This is a genomic window from Flavobacteriaceae bacterium (genome assembly GCA_014075215.1).
Taxonomy (GTDB): domain Bacteria; phylum Bacteroidota; class Bacteroidia; order Flavobacteriales; family Flavobacteriaceae; genus Polaribacter.
Genome location: CP046177.1, coordinates 3607516 through 3625363, shown reverse-complemented (window position 1 = coordinate 3625363; position 17848 = coordinate 3607516). Strand labels below are relative to the sequence as shown.

Annotated in this window: 15 protein-coding genes and 2 pseudogenes; 11 read left to right on the top strand and 6 right to left on the bottom strand. The window is 34.6% G+C overall.

The window, feature by feature from the left end; genetic code table 11:
* Positions 1-457 precede the first annotated feature (457 nt).
* Positions 458-1451 (bottom strand): annotated as a pseudogene (locus tag GKR88_17995) (transposase).
* Between the two features lie 429 nt (positions 1452-1880).
* Here GKR88_17995 and GKR88_17990 point away from each other — a divergent pair.
* The gene (locus GKR88_17990; protein QMU65981.1) at positions 1881-2609 is read left to right on the top strand and encodes a DNA adenine methylase; all 729 of its coding nucleotides are present in this window, start codon (positions 1881-1883) and stop codon (positions 2607-2609) included.
* A 201-nt stretch (positions 2610-2810) separates the two neighbouring features.
* Here the strand turns inward: GKR88_17990 and GKR88_17985 are convergent, their stop codons facing one another.
* The 3 genes from GKR88_17985 to GKR88_17975 form a co-directional block, all read right to left on the bottom strand.
* Positions 2811-3368, bottom strand: coding sequence for a hypothetical protein (locus GKR88_17985; GenBank protein QMU65980.1), 558 nt, complete (start codon positions 3366-3368; stop codon positions 2811-2813).
* Between the two features lie 26 nt (positions 3369-3394).
* Positions 3395-5035 (bottom strand): hypothetical protein, encoded by a 1641-nt coding sequence (locus GKR88_17980; protein QMU65979.1) that lies wholly within the window; start codon positions 5033-5035, stop codon positions 3395-3397.
* A gap of 491 nt (positions 5036-5526) precedes the next feature.
* Positions 5527-6522 (bottom strand): transposase, encoded by a 996-nt coding sequence (locus GKR88_17975; GenBank protein ID QMU65978.1) that lies wholly within the window; start codon positions 6520-6522, stop codon positions 5527-5529.
* A 430-nt stretch (positions 6523-6952) separates the two neighbouring features.
* Here GKR88_17975 and GKR88_17970 point away from each other — a divergent pair, with 430 nt between their 5' ends.
* Together GKR88_17970 and GKR88_17965 are read left to right on the top strand one after the other, a co-directional pair.
* Entirely contained in the window at positions 6953-7741 is a 789-nt protein-coding gene (locus GKR88_17970) for a DNA adenine methylase (protein QMU65977.1), read from the top strand.
* 41 nt (positions 7742-7782) lie between these two features.
* Entirely contained in the window at positions 7783-8211 is a 429-nt protein-coding gene (locus GKR88_17965) for a hypothetical protein (protein ID QMU65976.1), read from the top strand.
* A gap of 94 nt (positions 8212-8305) precedes the next feature.
* Here the strand turns inward: GKR88_17965 and GKR88_17960 are convergent, their stop codons facing one another.
* Positions 8306-9535 (bottom strand): tyrosine-type recombinase/integrase, encoded by a 1230-nt coding sequence (locus GKR88_17960; GenBank protein QMU65975.1) that lies wholly within the window; start codon positions 9533-9535, stop codon positions 8306-8308.
* Between the two features lie 432 nt (positions 9536-9967).
* A complete protein-coding gene (gene nadE, locus GKR88_17955; GenBank protein ID QMU65974.1) occupies positions 9968-10756 on the bottom strand; it encodes an NAD(+) synthase in 789 nt (262 codons plus the stop codon).
* Between the two features lie 60 nt (positions 10757-10816).
* Between nadE and gldB the strand changes: the two genes are divergently transcribed.
* The 8 genes and pseudogenes from gldB to GKR88_17915 all read left to right on the top strand — a co-directional run bounded on the left by gldB (position 10817) and on the right by GKR88_17915 (position 17821).
* Positions 10817-11773: a gliding motility lipoprotein GldB gene (gene gldB / locus GKR88_17950; protein QMU66772.1), complete on the top strand. Its 957-nt coding sequence runs from the start codon at positions 10817-10819 to the stop codon at positions 11771-11773.
* The gene (gldC, locus tag GKR88_17945; GenBank protein ID QMU65973.1) at positions 11773-12111 is read left to right on the top strand and encodes a gliding motility protein GldC; all 339 of its coding nucleotides are present in this window, start codon (positions 11773-11775) and stop codon (positions 12109-12111) included. Before gldB ends, gldC begins: the two co-directional genes overlap by 1 nt.
* 87 nt (positions 12112-12198) lie before the next feature.
* Positions 12199-12585, top strand: coding sequence for a hypothetical protein (locus GKR88_17940; GenBank protein ID QMU65972.1), 387 nt, complete (start codon positions 12199-12201; stop codon positions 12583-12585).
* A gap of 233 nt (positions 12586-12818) precedes the next feature.
* Entirely contained in the window at positions 12819-13283 is a 465-nt protein-coding gene (locus tag GKR88_17935) for a MarR family transcriptional regulator (protein QMU65971.1), read from the top strand.
* Between the two features lie 15 nt (positions 13284-13298).
* Positions 13299-15704, top strand: coding sequence for a 3-hydroxyacyl-CoA dehydrogenase (locus tag GKR88_17930; GenBank protein ID QMU65970.1), 2406 nt, complete (start codon positions 13299-13301; stop codon positions 15702-15704).
* A 111-nt stretch (positions 15705-15815) separates the two neighbouring features.
* Entirely contained in the window at positions 15816-16172 is a 357-nt protein-coding gene (locus GKR88_17925) for a four helix bundle protein (protein ID QMU66771.1), read from the top strand.
* A gap of 40 nt (positions 16173-16212) precedes the next feature.
* Positions 16213-17406, top strand: coding sequence for an acetyl-CoA C-acyltransferase (locus tag GKR88_17920; GenBank protein QMU65969.1), 1194 nt, complete (start codon positions 16213-16215; stop codon positions 17404-17406).
* 67 nt (positions 17407-17473) lie between these two features.
* Positions 17474-17821: pseudogene (locus GKR88_17915) on the top strand (four helix bundle protein).
* Positions 17822-17848: the final 27 nt, after the last annotated feature.

Below are 17848 nucleotides of genomic sequence, written 5' to 3'. Positions count from 1 at the left end.
TTGTGCATTTTGATAAAATTCGTCAATTCGAGTAAATTTTTCGATTGAAAATAAGAAAAATTTGTATCGAGAATAGAATTTTTGCTCTAAATATGTTCTCGATACGATTTTTCGTAGCTCAAAATCACTCGAACTGATGTTTAAATTTACTTTTTAGTTCAAAATGCACAACGGGTAAAATTAATTCATTTTTTATTCAGGTCAGTTGCAATTTTTATGAGGAGAAAAAAAGTGCTCATAGCAACCGAGTTTTGAATACAACAAATCTATGAGATAGAAAAACATGGATCAATCCCTGAAAACAGTGAAATCTTAAGATCATTGTTTTCTGTTATGCACAGGTAAATATTTATTTTTTCTTGCGCAGGGCTTGCAGGGTATCGCCAATGGTTTGAAACTCGCCACCCCGTATTCTATGATAAAAACAAGTAAAAGTTGAGATATTATTTTTACTAATTTATGCAGCAAATTTAAAAGTATCTACATAGGGTGTTTGTCGTTTGACAACGGCAAACACTCTTGCTATTAATTTGTTTCTAATAATGTTAACGGTACTCATTTTACTTTTGCCTTGTTTTATTCTTTTATGATAGTATAATTTCATTTCTGGGTTATGTTGTATAGCAGAAATAGCGCACATATTAATAATTGCTTTCAATTTTTTATTAGCCAAATGAGAGACTTTTGTACGTCCTTTAATACTAGTTCCAGATTGGTAAGGAAAAGGAGCAACACCACAATAAGAGGCAAACTTTCTCCAGTTTTCAAATTTTGAAAAATTGTCAGTAAACACAATCATCATTATAGCAGTTTGCATTCCTATACCTTTAACACTAGTAACAAGTTTATAGGTTTCTTTTAACATTATATTTTGGTCAATAATAGCTTGCATTTGAGTATTAATCTTGTGTATTTGTTTGGTTAGTTCTGCAATCATTTTTTGTTGAACGTCAAAGATTATTTTATACTCTTTTGCTTTATAAATTCTTTTTTGTTCTTTCAAAGTAACTTTAAAACCAGCTCTTTGTTTGTTAAGTTTTGTCCTTAAAGATAAGAGACTTTTTAGTTGTAATATACTTCTTTTAGGTAGCTTACTGGGTTTAAGTTCTTCTTTTAATCGATACCCATAGAGCAATGCGTTTGGCATCAATTTGGTCATCCTTTCCACGAGCAATACCAATAGATCTTTTAATTTCTAAACCAGAAGCTATGAAAAAAGATAATTTTTGTTCAGTTAAAGACACAGATAATAAATGAGAGTACATTCCTGTATGTTCAAATACAAACATGGTTTCTTCTTTAGAGAAAGACGAATTTTTAAAACTCCACTTTAGCATTAATTTAAATCCAGATTTACTGTTCTCAAACTGTTGAACAATTTGTTTAGAATAGATACAAACATCAATTAATAATTTACTGACATCGATTCCGATAATTTCATTTGTTTTCATAATTTTGTAATTAGATATTAATAATAGTTACTTAAACTAAGACCTTTAATAAGGGCAGAAACTGAAATTCTATATGGTTCTAAGTAACTTTTAAAAAGAACGGAGACTAATACGGGGGATGGCTCTAAAAAGCTAGCTGGCCGCTAAAGTTCACTCCGTTCTTTTGTGTTTTTGGTTATCAACAAAATAAGAGTTATTAACAAAGAAAAAAAGAAGCAAAAAAAGAAATTTCATCATAACTATTATGTTTTTATTTTAAGTAATTATTTCTATTTGCTAATCTAAAGGCTGCCGACCAAAAATATCGCAAAAACAAAGACCCAAACCAAAACGAGTTAAAAAACAGCTTTTTTTTCGACTCAACCCCTACAGCTAAAAACCAAGCCTTTTTATAGTTTTTATCCTTTTTTTTCTCATCTTAATTTTCCCATGACCAAAACCCCAATCGCATACTACGGAGGCAAACAAAGCCTTTTGAATCATATTTTACCCCTTATTCCAAAACACAAAGTCTATACCGAGCCTTTCTTTGGCGGTGGTGCCGTCTTTTTTGCTAAAAAGCCTGTTAAATCAGAGATTATCAATGATACGAACAATATGGTGGTGAATTTTTATGAAGTGGTACAAACATATTTTGAAGCCTTAAAACAAAAAATTGAACAAACGCCGTTTTCCAGAACTACTTATGCGGTCGCCCATACCATCTACCGAATGCCGCATTTATTTTCTAAATTGGCTCAGGCATGGGCGTTTTATGTAGCGACCAATATGGGATTTTCTACCGCAATTGGAAGTTGGGGCTATGATAAGTATGGAAAGCGTTGCAAAGTATTTCAAAACAAAAAAATGAGCTTTGATGATACTGTTTTTGACCGCCTCCAATTTACCGAAATCGAATGTAATGATGCTTGTAAAGTGATAACCAGTCGAGATAGCAAACAAGCGTTTCACTATGTCGACCCACCTTATATTGACACCGACCAAGGGCATTATTCCGGCTACACCCGAGCCGATTACAGATGTAATTCAGGTTTTCTTCAAAAGCTTCAAATTCATCTTTTCCTGCAGGAGCAAAACTACTCTCATGCCCAGCTTGTGCCAAAAAGTGTTGTAGTTTTTCATCAGTGTCAATACCATAATCTTTTCCGTGTGTGTTAATGGCATCGGCTATTTCTTCTAAAATATCTTCATCGGTATCTGTAAATACTTTTTTTAGGTCTTCTTTGGTCGTTTCACATTTATAATGTTTTATGTAAAGCAGTAGGTACATACTTCATTTTCAACCTAACAATAAAAGTGCAAACCTTTATAGTTTGCACTTAACTGCTATTTTTTATATACTGTGTTGTGGTTTCGTATTTATTGTTTAGTTAAATCAATCCAATCAGTTGGTAAAACTTGTTCTACTCCACCAGAAGTGCAATCAAGTCCCATTTCTCCATCGACTTCTAAATATAATTTCATTTTAGTATTATTAGTATCATATATAGAAATAAAAATAGTACCATTTTGTCCGCATTCATCATTCAATCCTATATAATTTAATACATAACTACCTCTATTAGATAAATAATTACCTCTAATAATAAAGTTACTTGTATCAGATAAATTTAGCGTGCTTTCAATTACATTGTTTGAACTATCAGTAATCTTATAACGCATTAATAATAAATCCTCTTTATATTTTAAATCTGTATTATTTTCTGTAACTTTTATAACCTTAAACTCATAGCTTTTACTATCATAAATTCCTTTCCAGGTACCTACATATTTATCTAAAATATTATTAATATCTTTTATATATGCATTATCAGGTAGTTCTTGATTATAGTTTTCAAAATCTTCTACTGCTATTATTTGTGCTTTACAACTATAGGTTATAAAAACACTTGTTAGTATAAATATTATTTTTTTCATTTTTTTAGTATTTTTAAAGTTTATTTTTATTCGCAATCGTTAGTATCTATATTACCATTATCTTTTAATGTTTTCTTTTCTACATCTCCATTATCTCTTATTCGATATAAATTGATACCGTTTATTCCTATTTTATCTTTAATAAAATGTAAAAAGGCTTTTTCTTTATTACTCTTAAATTTTTTCGTGAAATATTCTTTATAATCTGCTCTATAACTATTTGCAGAACCAAGCCCAACAATATCATCTACATTACCTGTAAATCTTAATGTATAAGTGCGAGAACTAGAAATCATAGTAGCATATACTAAATGCATAGGAACACCATTGTGCTTAGTGTTTTTTACCATTTGTAAAAACTTAAGTAAATCTGCTGGTGAAAAGATTTTAATAGGTTTTAATAATTCTTCTTCACCAGTTTTTGGGTCAATCTTACCAGTTAAAAAATCATCAAGATGCGTATGCATATAGCCAGTGGTATTTCCGTCTATCGGTATTTTTAACGAATGACCATTGTTAGTATCAACAAGTGCAACTTGTGTACCATCTTTATTCTGTTTATAACCAGTTTCTTTTTTTAACCCTGTTTTTCCTTCTAACTCATTGGCTTGTTGAGTATAATTAGGGTTTTGTATTTGAAGATTTATATATCTACAAGTATCTTCTACACATACTCCTTGATAGTTCTCTACTTTGCCCTCTGGGCATACACAATTTCCGTCTGCATCTTCAATTTTATTTGAAGCGGGAGGGCATACACAGACTTCATCTATCATTACCTTTCCACTCCCTGGAGGACATCTGGGGTCTGCTAACTCAATAGGAGCCGTAAGCGTCGTATCTCCATCACCATCGGAGTTTCCTCCTCCTCCACCTCCGCCAATAAGCTGATCTCCTCCCGAGCCATTATCACCTCCTATCGGGTCTCCCGCAGGACTGTCCGGAACACCGTAGTTTTCACAGTGTGAAAAATCTATATACAACAGCGGACTACCACTACAATAGGTACCATCGTTTTGCAAAGCCGGCAAGTGTCCGTCTGCATTGCCTCCCAAATTACACTGGTCATATACCAAAATACCATCACAAGGGCCGCTACCCGTACCACCACCGTCATTCGGAAAAACCCAATCAAAAGCATCTCTGGAAGACAGGTTGAGGCCGTCCAGATTTAAGTATTCTTCGGAAATCACATACGAAGTGGCTTTCTCATACAGCGTTTCGGCATCCGTAAGATCAGCTAACTCATAGGATACCAGAAAATAAGTAAACACTCCATTGTGTTTTTTAACTAAGAAATTCTCAAAATCAGAGGTTTCCAAAACAGGGCTTTGTGTTTGAAATGTCCAGGTAATGACATCATCTATAACAATCCTGTTAATTTCATCGGTAAAAATAGTTAAACCATCGGCAACTTCAGTAGAAGTTCTACTGTAGGTGTTTTGTTGTTGTGTGTTAGAGAATCTTCGCTCAATCAAAGGTAATGATTGTTTGATTTCTTTATCTGCAAGCAATTCCTGATAAGTCATTTTCTCTAAAGTGTAGGTAAACTTTTTAGACGCAACAGTGTTTTGAGGATTCATAAAATCTTCTTCTATACAGTTCCATAAGAACAAAGATACGCCAAAGAGTAAAACTCCTAGTTTGATACATGGCTTTGTTTTCATTTTCATGATTTGACATGTTTTAAAATTAAACCCGTTGTGCATTTTGATAAAATTCGTCAATTCGAGTAAATTTTTCGATTGAAAATAAGAAAAATTTGTATCGAGAATAGAATTTTTGCTCTAAATATGTTCTCGATACGATTTTTCGTAGCTCAAAATCACTCGAACTGATGTTTAAATTTACTTTTTAGTTCAAAATGCACAACGGGTAAAATTAATTCATTTTTTATTCAGGTCAGTTGCAATTTTTATGAGGAGAAAAAAAGTGCTCATAGCAACCGAGTTTTGAATACAACAAATCTATGAGATAGAAAAACATGGATCAATCCCTGAAAACAGTGAAATCTTAAGATCATTGTTTTCTGTTATGCACAGGTAAATATTTATTTTTTCTTGCGCAGGGCTTGCAGGGTATCGCCAATGGTTTGAAACTCGCCACCCCGTATTCTATGATAAAAACAAGTAAAAGTTGAGATATTATTTTTACTAATTTATGCAGCAAATTTAAAAGTATCTACATAGGGTGTTTGTCGTTTGACAACGGCAAACACTCTTGCTATTAATTTGTTTCTAATAATGTTAACGGTACTCATTTTACTTTTGCCTTGTTTTATTCTTTTATGATAGTATAATTTCATTTCTGGGTTATGTTGTATAGCAGAAATAGCGCACATATTAATAATTGCTTTCAATTTTTTATTAGCCAAATGAGAGACTTTTGTACGTCCTTTAATACTAGTTCCAGATTGGTAAGGAAAAGGAGCAACACCACAATAAGAGGCAAACTTTCTCCAGTTTTCAAATTTTGAAAAATTGTCAGTAAACACAATCATCATTATAGCAGTTTGCATTCCTATACCTTTAACACTAGTAACAAGTTTATAGGTTTCTTTTAACATTATATTTTGGTCAATAATAGCTTGCATTTGAGTATTAATCTTGTGTATTTGTTTGGTTAGTTCTGCAATCATTTTTTGTTGAACGTCAAAGATTATTTTATACTCTTTTGCTTTATAAATTCTTTTTTGTTCTTTCAAAGTAACTTTAAAACCAGCTCTTTGTTTGTTAAGTTTTGTCCTTAAAGATAAGAGACTTTTTAGTTGTAATATACTTCTTTTAGGTAGCTTACTGGGTTTAAGTTCTTCTTTTAATCGATACCCATATAGAGCAATGCGTTTGGCATCAATTTGGTCATCCTTTCCACGAGCAATACCAATAGATCTTTTAATTTCTAAACCAGAAGCTATGAAAAAAGATAATTTTTGTTCAGTTAAAGACACAGATAATAAATGAGAGTACATTCCTGTATGTTCAAATACAAACATGGTTTCTTCTTTAGAGAAAGACGAATTTTTAAAACTCCACTTTAGCATTAATTTAAATCCAGATTTACTGTTCTCAAACTGTTGAACAATTTGTTTAGAATAGATACAAACATCAATTAATAATTTACTGACATCGATTCCGATAATTTCATTTGTTTTCATAATTTTGTAATTAGATATTAATAATAGTTACTTAAACTAAGACCTTTAATAAGGGCAGAAACTGAAATTCTATATGGTTCTAAGTAACTTTTAAAAAGAACGGAGACTAATACGGGGGATGGCTCTAAAAAGCTAGCTGGCCGCTAAAGTTCACTCCGTTCTTTTGTGTTTTTGGTTATCAACAAAATAAGAGTTATTAACAAAGAAAAAAAGAAGCAAAAAAAGAAATTTCATCATAACTATTATGTTTTTATTTTAAGTAATTATTTCTATTTGCTAATCTAAAGGCTGTCCGACCAAAAATATCGCAAAAACAAAGACCCAAACCAAAACGAGTTAAAAAACAGCTTTTTTTTCGACTCAACCCCTACAGCTAAAAACCAAGCCTTTTTATAGTTTTTATCCTTTTTTTTCTCATCTTAATTTTCCCATGACCAAAACCCCAATCGCATACTACGGAGGCAAACAAAGCCTTTTGAATCATATTTTACCCCTTATTCCAAAACACAAAGTCTATACCGAGCCTTTCTTTGGCGGTGGTGCCGTCTTTTTTGCTAAAAAGCCTGTTAAATCAGAGATTATCAATGATACGAACAATATGGTGGTGAATTTTTATGAAGTGGTACAAACAGATTTTGAAGCCTTAAAACAAAAAATTGAACAAACGCCGTTTTCCAGAACTACTTATGCGGTCGCCCATACCATCTACCGAATGCCGCATTTATTTTCTAAATTGGCTCAGGCATGGGCGTTTTATGTAGCGACCAATATGGGATTTTCTACCGCAATTGGAAGTTGGGGCTATGATAAGTATGGAAAGCGTTGCAAAGTATTTCAAAACAAAAAAATGAGCTTTGATGATACTGTTTTTGACCGCCTCCAATTTACCGAAATCGAATGTAATGATGCTTGTAAAGTGATAACCAGTCGAGATAGCAAACAAGCGTTTCACTATGTCGACCCACCTTATATTGACACCGACCAAGGGCATTATTCCGGCTACACCCGAGCCGATTACAGAAATTTGTTGGAAACGCTTTCTAATCTCCAAGGAAAATTTCTGTTGAGCTCGTATGCTTCTGATTTGTTAACAGAATATACTATCAAAAATGAGTGGCATAGCAAGTGGGTTGAAAAGCCACTGGTAGCCAGCTTGGCAAAAAGCGGACAAACCCGAAAAAGAAAAACCGAGGTGCTAACGGCAAATTACCCTCTCTAAATACATTGAATTATTACTTACTCTTTTTACCCTTTTTTAAAATGGAATTTCCTGAATTTGCAAAACATACCGACAAACAAAAAGCCCTTGATAATGCACTTTGGTTAGACTTTGTACATCGAATCAAACAAAAAATATTTTCGGTGGTTCATATTCCCCAAGAGCATTATTTGGTCATGCCAACTGAATCAATTCCAAGACGTAATATGGTAGTAAGTGGAAAATCAAAAGATTATTCCCAAATGACTTTTGAAGCCATTTCCACCATAAAATTAGACAGAGACCCTTTGTGGCATTGGGAACAAATTCTTGGAATGTTCTCGGTAACTGACGCAGAAATACTACGTTTTATTCTCAAATACCAAGTGCCTCTCGAAAAAATCATAGCCTCAGAGCTTGCTAATAGAGGCTATGACGAAAACAATCATTGGATCGGTTTTGAAAAAGCTAAAAAGATTTGGTTGAGGTAAAAAAACTGGAAAAAATTTTCTTTTCTGGCTTCTTGAAAAAGCAATAACATCTTATTCAAAAAATATCCGACCCCATGAAGTTTTCTGAAAGATTTCAACCCATAATCAACGCATCGTATTGATCCACTACCTTATTTTCAAAAGAATTCAGGTAGGTTTGGGTGATGGCTTCGGTTTTATGCCCAAGGCTTTCTTGAATCACCGCCGTTGGCACTCCTCTACGTTTTCCCATCGTGGCATAGGTATGGCGAGCTGCATAAATCGTAAAGGGTTCCAGGTCATGCAAAGCACAAATTTTTCGGAGTTTTTGATTCAGGCGTTTTCGTTTGTTATTAATCGCTTCGTAATGATGTTCAGTATCCATTTGAGGGTTCAAAATCGGGAAAATATAACTGTCTTGCATGGAGGAATCTCCAAGAAATTTTTGAAGCAATATTTTGAGCGGGTCAGAAATTTTTATACTGAAATATTTCCCTGTTTTATTTCTTTGATACCGAATCCGCTCCCAATCTCCCACAATGTTTTTTACTTGTAAATACGCCATGTCAATATAATTCATGCCTCGCATATAAAATGAGGCTAGAAAATAATCTCGACCTCGAACAAGTGGAAATTGTAAATCGAGCGTTTTAAACCGCTCAAAATCGCTTTCTGATAAGGCTCTTCGTTGGGTTTCGATTGTTTTTATTCGATAATGCTTAAATGGATAACAATCTGCACTGACTAGGTTTTCTTTGATAGCTCGGTTGTATATTGCCCGAATTGTTCGCATATATACTCCTAGACCACCATAATTGCCTCCCTCTGCGATATGACTGATTTCTATTTTCTTCAGGGCTTGATAGTCGAGTTGTTCAAAAGAGATTAGGCTATTTCCAAATACATAGGTTAATTTTCGTTTTGAACCTCGGTAGGATAAAGCACTGCCTTTTTTTCCGAGTTGGAGTTTTTCAGCGATTAACGTATCAATAAATTCAAAAACGGTGGGTTTGTCCCTAATCTCTTTGAATTCTGCTGTTAATACCGTTTTTAAAGCTCCTTGTTTCATTGTTGCTAGTTTGCCTGATAATTCTAAAGCGGAGATTTTATCGTAATAATACGACTCTTGTTTTCTGATAAGATTATTTAATCGAGTGATATTAGAAGAAACTTTGCAAGTCGTTTTGACCTGTTGATTTTTTGAATCCCAGTCGCTCTCTTTGAAACAATGTCCGAGATGAATTCTGATTACTTTTCGATAATAGGTTACTCGAAGAATGAGCGGATAAGTTCCGTCGTTTTTGATTCTCGCTTTGTGTAATGTCAATTTTGTCGTAAAACCCATAAAAAATAAGATTAGGAAACTATTAGGAAACGAACCTACAGTTCACAAAAGGTTTTTCAAAGGTTTTTGTGAGAAATATTTTTGCAATGTTCTTATTTACAGTTGTTTAGAGTTTTATGAGATGCCATTATGGAGGACATATGCTCATATGCCTAATTATAAAGTTTTAGAGTAAATTATAAACGCCAAGGGTTTTTTATTTGCACACAATTCATGTCTCAAAAGATGTACTTTTTTAATATGATTTTCTTTTATAGGAAAATGTAGTATATTTGGTACCTGATTAGCTATATCAAAAAATAAGTTATGAGTAAAATGATCCTCCTGTTAAAAGCATGCATACTTTTTTTATGTGCCTCTGTAGAAATATCTAAAGGTCAGCAACAAAGAGCAAAGAACAGAGTTAAAAAAATGATCCGTAACAGCTTAAAATTATTTTAAGTTTTTAGGAATTTTACATACGGGAATAGGCTGCATTTTATGTTGATTTATTTTATGAAGGTGTGTATAAATACGGTAAACCTCTTTTTTCCTTCCGGAAAAATCAGTTACGGATCTTCCTTGTTCCCGCATTCGCATAGCCCATTCCAACTCGTCGTAAGAAGCTCCTATTTGATCTTCGTCTGTTCTGTTATCTCCCCATAAGCCATCCGTTGGAGCCGCGTTTTGTATGCCATCATGAATCCCCAGCGATGCAGCAATTTTATATACTTCCGACTTCATTAGATTGGCAATTGGGCTTAAATCCACCCCTCCGTCGCCATATTTTGTATAAAAACCGACTCCGAAATCTTCTACTTTATTACCTGTTCCGGCCACTAATAACCCCTGTAAACCGGCAAAGTAATACAAAGAAGTCATCCTTAATCTGGCACGGGTATTTGCTAATGCCATGAAACGACTTTCTTCGTCATCTACTTTAGGTAAGGATTGCAATAAGGAATCAAAAACAGGAGTTAAATCTACTTGTTCGGAAGTAACATTGTCATAATTTTTTTTTAGCCAGGAAATATGATATGAGGCTCTGTCTATCTGGTTTTTTGCTTGATGAATAGGCATCTCCAGGCATAAAACGGGAAATCCTGTTTTTGCACATAAGGTAGAGGTAACAGCAGAATCTATTCCACCGGATATTCCAACAACAAAACCGCCGGCATTTGCATTTGTGATATAATCTTTCAACCAACCCACCATGTGATCTGTAACTTTTTCGGTGTTCATTAACAAACTATTTTAGTATTTTTGACGTTCATTAAAATGAATGCTAAGGTACAAAAGCAGATGCGAAATGTAACACTGTTTTTTTTAATGATCTTTGTGTTTTTTTCCTGTAAAGATAAATCAAAACACACGGTAGATGTTTCTAATATTTCGGCGGATTTTGTATTGCAAAGATTCGAAATCGATTTTTACAATACGACAAAAGAAACATTAGAAAAAACCAAAGAAACATATCCTTTGTTCTTTCCCGTAAATGTACCGGACACTGTCTGGCTGGAAAAGATATCTGATCCGGATGAAAGAAAATTATATGCCGAAACCATTAAAAAATACCAACATACTGAACTTTTAAAAAATCAGCTAACTTCATTATTTAAGCACATTAAATATTATACGTCTTTTAATGTTCCTGATGTAACTACGATTATCAGTAATATAGATTATGACTATAGGGTTATTTACAATAATACGTCCTTAATTATTTCTTTGGATTGTTACTTGGGGAAAGAACATCCGTTTTATCATGATTACCCTGATTATATTAAAGAAAATAATACGGAAAACCATATGATTGTCGATGTTGCAAATCAGATAATTGCTAAGCAAATACCTCTTGTAAATGACCGGAGTTTTTTAGGAAAGATGGTATATGAAGGTAAGAAGATGTATTTGTTAGATATGTATTTGCCCAATGTATCTGACAGGGAAAAGATAGGATACTCCAAAGCAAAGTTCGATTGGGCAGTTGCCAATCAAGAAAACGTCTGGAAATATTTTTTAGATAAAGACATACTGTATAGCACCGATCCCAAACTAAATAAACGTTTCCTGGATAATGCTCCGTTTTCAAAATTTTACGTATCACAAGACAACCTGTCTCCCGGCAGGATAGGGGTGTTTATCGGATGGCAAATTGTAAAATCATATATGGATACGAATAAGGGAACTTTTCAAGAATTACTAAAAATAAAACCTCAGGATTTATTCTTAAAATCAAAATATAAACCGAAGAGATAATGGCCATACAACATACTTCCGAAATTAAATTTACCATAGGACTGGATGAAAACAAAATTCCCGAAGACATTTTCTGGTCGGCTGAAGATGGAGGTATTAAAAATAGTGCTTCCAAAGCAATTTTAATTTCTGTTTGGGATCATCTCCGGAAAGATACTTTACGCATGGACTTATGGACTAAAGATATGCCTGTTGATGAAATGAAGCAATTTTTTCATCAGACATTGATGTCTATGGCAGCTACTTTTGAGCGAGCCACAAATGATCATAAAATGAGTGCAACCATGCGGGACTTTTGTGATTATTTTGCTGAAAAATTGGAAATTGTAAAAAAATAATGAAATTTCTCGTTGTTTTTTGAAACTTTAAACGGCTCAACGACAATTTATGGGGATTTTATATTTTAGATGCTTAAAAATGGATGAATGCATTTAGAGTTATTAGGAGCTATATTACCAAAAGATTTGTTAGTTTATTTTGATATTGTATCATTTGAAGAATTAGGTGATATTTCAGTAAAAAAGGATGCCTTTCACATTTACCTGGAAGAGAAGAATAAATTGCCAGAGGGTTGTTCAAGGATTGATTATGAGTCTAAAGGTTTTATTAGTAGTAAACAAATTCAAGACTTTCCTATACGAGGTAAAGCTGTTTACTTACACATAAAAACAAGACGATGGCGAGATAAGAATACCAAAAAGGTAGAGGTTAAAAATGATTATTCATTCATTGCAGAGGGTTCCAAATTAACGTCAGACCTTTCTGCTTTTTTAAAAGCTACAGGTAGAGACCCGCGAAGATACGATAAGTAATATAGCATGTTATTATGGTATTTATCTACGGACTTTACAACGCCATTATAAGAAACAAGTAAGCGGATTTGATAAGTGGAAAAAAATGTGTAAACTATCGGGTAGTCATTAAAAATAATTCTTCGCATTCTCATAAAATTTTGCATAAATATAATCTTAATTTTAGAAAACCCCCGAAGAATATATAAAAAATTATTATGCATGCATAATAATTTTTTATATATTTGAAGGTCATGAACAAAACCAAATCAATCGATCATCAATTAAGAGCTACCTGGCAAGCAGTTGCCAAACTCTATAATGAGCAAGCTGCAAAACATGATAGTACCATGGCAACGGCTTTCGTATTGCTCAATATAGATTATGAAAACGGAACACCTTCCACTGCTTTGGGTCCCCAGATGGGGATGGAACCTACGAGTCTTTCCAGAATTCTAAAAACCATGGAAGAGAAAGGAGCTATTATTCGGGGAAAAAATCCCGAAGATGGGAGAAGTATTATTATAAAACTGACAGATTTTGGTAAAAAAATGAGAGAAATTTCCAAAGCATACGTCATTACTTTCAATAACAGAATCAGAGAATTTATCACGGAAGAAGAATTGGAAATTTTCTTTAAAGTAACATCCACTATAAACAAATTAATAGCCGATAAAATGATCTATCAGGAAGATAGTATTAATAAAACGGCTGTTTAAATCAATTTAAAACGAATGACCAGAAGAATTAAAAAAGTGGCTATTATCGGTTCCGGAATTATGGGCAGTGGTATTGCCTGTCATTTTGCTAATATTGGCGTTGAAGTACTGTTATTGGACATTGTTCCAAAAGAACTCAACGATAAAGAAAAAGCAAAAGCGTTGACTTTGGAAGATACAACAGTCAGAAACCGCTTGGTAAATAACGCACTGGCTACATCTCTAAAATCAAAACCGTCTCCTATTTACCATTCGAAATTTGCGGATAGCATTACCACGGGAAACATAGAAGATGATATGCGCAAAATCAAAGATGCAGATTGGGTCATGGAAGTGGTAGTGGAGCGTTTGGATATCAAAAAACAGGTTTTTGAACAAATAGAGCGATACAGAACGCCCGGAACACTCATCACATCAAATACTTCCGGAATCCCTATCAAATTTATGAACGAGGGAAGAAGTGAAGATTTTCAACAACATTTTGCCGTAACCCATTTCTTTAATCCACCCAGATATTTAAAATTATTCGAAGTTGTTCCGGGGCCACAATGTAAACCGGAAATTGTAGATTTCCTGATCATGTATGGTGATAAATTCCTGGGAAAAACATCGGTTTTGGCAAAAGATACCCCTGCTTTTATTGGAAACAGAATCGGAGTCTTCGGAATCATGAGTTTGTTTCATATTGTAAAAGAAATGGGGTTGACTATTGAGGAAGTGGATAAATTGACCGGGCCTGTAATTGGCCGCCCAAAATCTGCTACTTTCAGAACTATTGACGTTGTTGGTTTAGATACGCTGGTGCATACGGCAAACGGTGTCAAAGACAATTGCCCGGATGATGAAATGAAAGATCAATTTGTAATTCCCGATTTTGTAAATACCATGATGAAAAACAAATGGCTGGGAAGTAAAACCAAACAGGGATTTTACAAAAAAGTTGTGGGTGAAGATGGTAAAAAAGAAATTCTCTCTCTGGATTTAAACACGTTAGAATACCGCCCAAAGCAACGGTCAAAGTTTGCAACACTGGAACTCACCAAAACCATTGACAATGTCGCAGACAGGTTTAAAGTGTTGGTAGGAGGAAAAGACAACGCCGGAGAATTTTACAGAAAAAGTTTTGTCGCTTTGTTTGCCTATGTTCAAAACAGAATCCCTGAAATCTCAGATGAATTGTATAGAATTGATGATGCTCTGAAAGCCGGATTCGGATGGGAACACGGTCCTTTTGAAATCTGGGATGCTATCGGAGTGGAAAGAGGAATGGAATTAATAAAAGCCGAAGGAAAAGAGCCTGCTGCCTGGATATCGGAAATGCTAGCCTCCGGCTCAAAATCTTTCTATTCGGTAAAAGACGGGGCTACCTGCTATTATGATATTCCTTCAAAAACGCACACTAAAAAACCGAGGCAGGATGCGTTTATCATCTTAGATAACATTCGGGAATCAAAAACAGTTTTCAAAAACTCAGGAGTCGTTGTTCAAGATTTGGGAGATGGGATCTTAAATGTAGAATTCCAATCGAAAATGAATACCATCGGAGGGGATATCTTAGCCGGATTAAACAAAGCTTTGGATATAGCTGAAAAAGAATATCAAGGGCTTGTAGTGGGTAATCAGGCCGCTAATTTTTCCGTAGGAGCCAACATTGGAATGATTTTTATGATGGCAGTAGAGCAAGAATATGATGAGCTGAATTTTGCTGTCAAATATTTCCAGGATACCGTGATGCGTATGCGTTATTCGTCCATCCCAACGATTGCTGCTCCACATGGAATGACTTTAGGTGGCGGGTGTGAACTGTCTATGCACGCCGATAAAGTGGTTGCTGCTGCCGAAACGTATATCGGTTTGGTAGAGTTTGGAGTCGGAGTCGTTCCCGGAGGAGGAGGCTCAAAGGAATTTGCATTGAGAGCTGCTGACTTTTTCAAAAAAGGAGATGTGGAATTGAACGTATTACAAGAATATTTCTTAACCATCGGAATGGCAAAAGTGGCCACTTCCGCATACGAAGCTTACGATCTGGGAATCTTACAAAAAGGAAAAGACGTTATAATCGTAAACAAAGACCGTCAGATTGCCGAAGCTAAAAAACATGCCTTACTATTAGCCGAAGCAGGTTATACACAACCTCCTAAAAGAAAAGATATTAAAGTTTTAGGAAAACAAGCTTTGGGAATGTTCTTAGTAGGAACCGATTCTATGGAAGCAGCGAATTACATTTCCGAACACGATAAAAAGATTGCAAATAAATTGGCCTATGTAATGGCTGGGGGAAATTTATCCGAACCTACCAGGGTTACAGAACAGTATCTTTTGGATATCGAACGTGAAGCATTTTTAAGTTTGACCACAGAGCGTAAGACATTAGAGCGTATTCAGCATATGTTGAAAACCGGAAAGCCGTTGAGGAATTAAGTATTAGGTATGTAGGGACAAAGTATTAAGTATAGCGTATTAAGTACAAGGTATAGCGTATTAAATATGAGGAGTCAAGTATAAAAAATTAACTAATGAAAAACATGTATGATGCACAAATTTGAACAATTAAAAATATGGCAAAAGGCAATGGCCATTGTGGAGAGTTGTTATAAAGTTTCTGAAAATTTTCCCAAAGAGGAAAAATTCAACTTAACATCTCAAATTAGAAGAAGTGCAACCTCAATTCCCTCAAATATTGCTGAAGGAGCCGGAAGAAATACCAACGGAGAATTTAGACAGTTTTTAGGAATTGCTAACGGTTCTTCTTTTGAATTATTAACTCAATTATATCTATCAAAAAAATTAAATTTAATTAAAGAAGAAAAAGTAAACCCAATTATTAACAAAGTAGTAGCCATTACTAAAATGAATTACTCTCTTCAAAAATCATTAAAACCATCTTAATACTCTATACTTTGTACCTAATACTCAATACCTAACAAACATGAACAAACAAACATATATCGTAAAAGCTCACAGAACAGCCGTCGGAAAGGCGCCAAGAGGATTGTTCAGATTCAAAAGAACAGATGAACTGGCCGCAGAAACTATTCAGTATATGATGAAAGCACTTCCTCAACTGGATGTAAAACGCATTGATGATGTCATCGTTGGAAATGCAATGCCAGAAGGCTCTCAAGGACTCAACATGGCACGTTTGATTTCATTAATGGGATTGAATAGTGTAGATGTTCCGGGAGTAACAGTAAACCGTTTTTGCTCGTCGGGTTTAGAAACTATTGCTATGGCAACCGCTAAAATTCAAGCCGGAATGGCAGATTGTATCATTGCCGGAGGTGCGGAAAGTATGAGTGCCGTGCCTATGACGGGATACAAAACCGAGTTGAACTACGATTTGGTAAATTCCGGTCATGAAGATTATTATTGGGGAATGGGAAACACTGCCGAAGCCGTTGCAAACCAGTTTAACGTATCCAGAGAAGATCAAGATGAGTTTGCTTATAATTCTCATATGAAAGCACTACGTGCGCAGGCAGAAGATCTCTTTCAAGATCAAATCGTTCCCATTATGGTAAATCAAACTTATTTAGATGAAAATGGTAAAAAAACAACCAAAAGTTATACCGTAACGAAAGATGAGGGCCCAAGAAAAGGAACCAACAAAGAAGCTTTGGCTAAATTACGTCCCGTATTTGCCGCCGGTGGAAGTGTCACTGCCGGAAACTCATCTCAAATGAGTGACGGTGCTGCATTTGTAATGGTAATGAGTGAAGATATGGTAAAAGAATTAAACCTTGAACCTGTTGCAAGATTGGTGAGTTATGCCGCAGCGGGTGTTGAACCCAGAATCATGGGAATTGGACCTGTTGCTGCCATTCCAAAAGCACTAAAGCAAGCAGGAATGAAACAAAACAACATCGAACTGATTGAACTGAACGAGGCCTTTGCTTCTCAATCACTGGCTGTGATAAGAGCATTGGATTTAGACCGGGAAATTATAAATGTCAACGGTGGGGCCATTGCTTTAGGGCACCCTTTGGGCTGTACGGGAGCAAAATTATCTGTTCAACTGTTTGATGAAATGCGCAAAAGAGAAATGAAAAATAAATACGGTATGGTAACCATGTGTGTAGGAACCGGACAGGGAGCTGCCGGGATTTTTGAGTTTCTTAATTAGTATTGAGTACTGAGATGTTAGTATTGAGGCGTGAGTATTGAGAATAAGATATTAAATTATTTAAAGTATGCATAAGGTTAAAGATTTAAAAATATGTCAAAAATCAATTGAATTGACCAAAGCTGTATATTTCTTAGCTTCGGAATTACCTTCTGATGAAAAATTTGGTCTGAAATCTCAAATAAAAAGAAGTGCCGTTTCTATTTCTTCAAATATTGCTGAGGGGGCCGGTAGAAATTCTCAAAAAGAATTTAAATATTTTCTAAGCATCGCAAATGGCTAGTCATATGAATTACAAGCACAATTAATTTTATTAACAGAATTAAATTTAATAACTAAGAATAGAACACAACCGGTAATTAAATTGTGTATTGAAATACAAAAAATGAATTATTCTTTTCAAAAAAGATTATGATCTCAGTACTTAATACTCATATCTCAA

Excerpts from the sequence above, each read along its gene's own strand:
- GKR88_17960 (QMU65975.1), bottom strand. The coding sequence starts at position 9,535 with ATGGGTTTTACGACAAAATTGACATTACACAAAGCGAGAATCAAAAAC.
- GKR88_17940 (QMU65972.1), top strand. The coding sequence starts at position 12,199 with ATGCATTTAGAGTTATTAGGAGCTATATTACCAAAAGATTTGTTAGTT.
- GKR88_17965 (QMU65976.1), top strand. The coding sequence starts at position 7,783 with ATGGAATTTCCTGAATTTGCAAAACATACCGACAAACAAAAAGCCCTT.
- GKR88_17985 (QMU65980.1), bottom strand. The coding sequence starts at position 3,368 with ATGAAAAAAATAATATTTATACTAACAAGTGTTTTTATAACCTATAGT.
- GKR88_17930 (QMU65970.1), top strand. The coding sequence starts at position 13,299 with ATGACCAGAAGAATTAAAAAAGTGGCTATTATCGGTTCCGGAATTATG.
- GKR88_17980 (QMU65979.1), bottom strand. The coding sequence starts at position 5,035 with ATGAAAACAAAGCCATGTATCAAACTAGGAGTTTTACTCTTTGGCGTA.
- GKR88_17975 (QMU65978.1), bottom strand. The coding sequence starts at position 6,522 with ATGAAAACAAATGAAATTATCGGAATCGATGTCAGTAAATTATTAATT.
- gldC (QMU65973.1), top strand. The coding sequence starts at position 11,773 with ATGGCCATACAACATACTTCCGAAATTAAATTTACCATAGGACTGGAT.
- GKR88_17935 (QMU65971.1), top strand. The coding sequence starts at position 12,819 with ATGAACAAAACCAAATCAATCGATCATCAATTAAGAGCTACCTGGCAA.
- GKR88_17990 (QMU65981.1), top strand. The coding sequence starts at position 1,881 with ATGACCAAAACCCCAATCGCATACTACGGAGGCAAACAAAGCCTTTTG.
- GKR88_17920 (QMU65969.1), top strand. The coding sequence starts at position 16,213 with ATGAACAAACAAACATATATCGTAAAAGCTCACAGAACAGCCGTCGGA.
- nadE (QMU65974.1), bottom strand. The coding sequence starts at position 10,756 with ATGAACACCGAAAAAGTTACAGATCACATGGTGGGTTGGTTGAAAGAT.
- GKR88_17925 (QMU66771.1), top strand. The coding sequence starts at position 15,816 with ATGCACAAATTTGAACAATTAAAAATATGGCAAAAGGCAATGGCCATT.
- gldB (QMU66772.1), top strand. The coding sequence starts at position 10,817 with ATGCGAAATGTAACACTGTTTTTTTTAATGATCTTTGTGTTTTTTTCC.
- GKR88_17970 (QMU65977.1), top strand. The coding sequence starts at position 6,953 with ATGACCAAAACCCCAATCGCATACTACGGAGGCAAACAAAGCCTTTTG.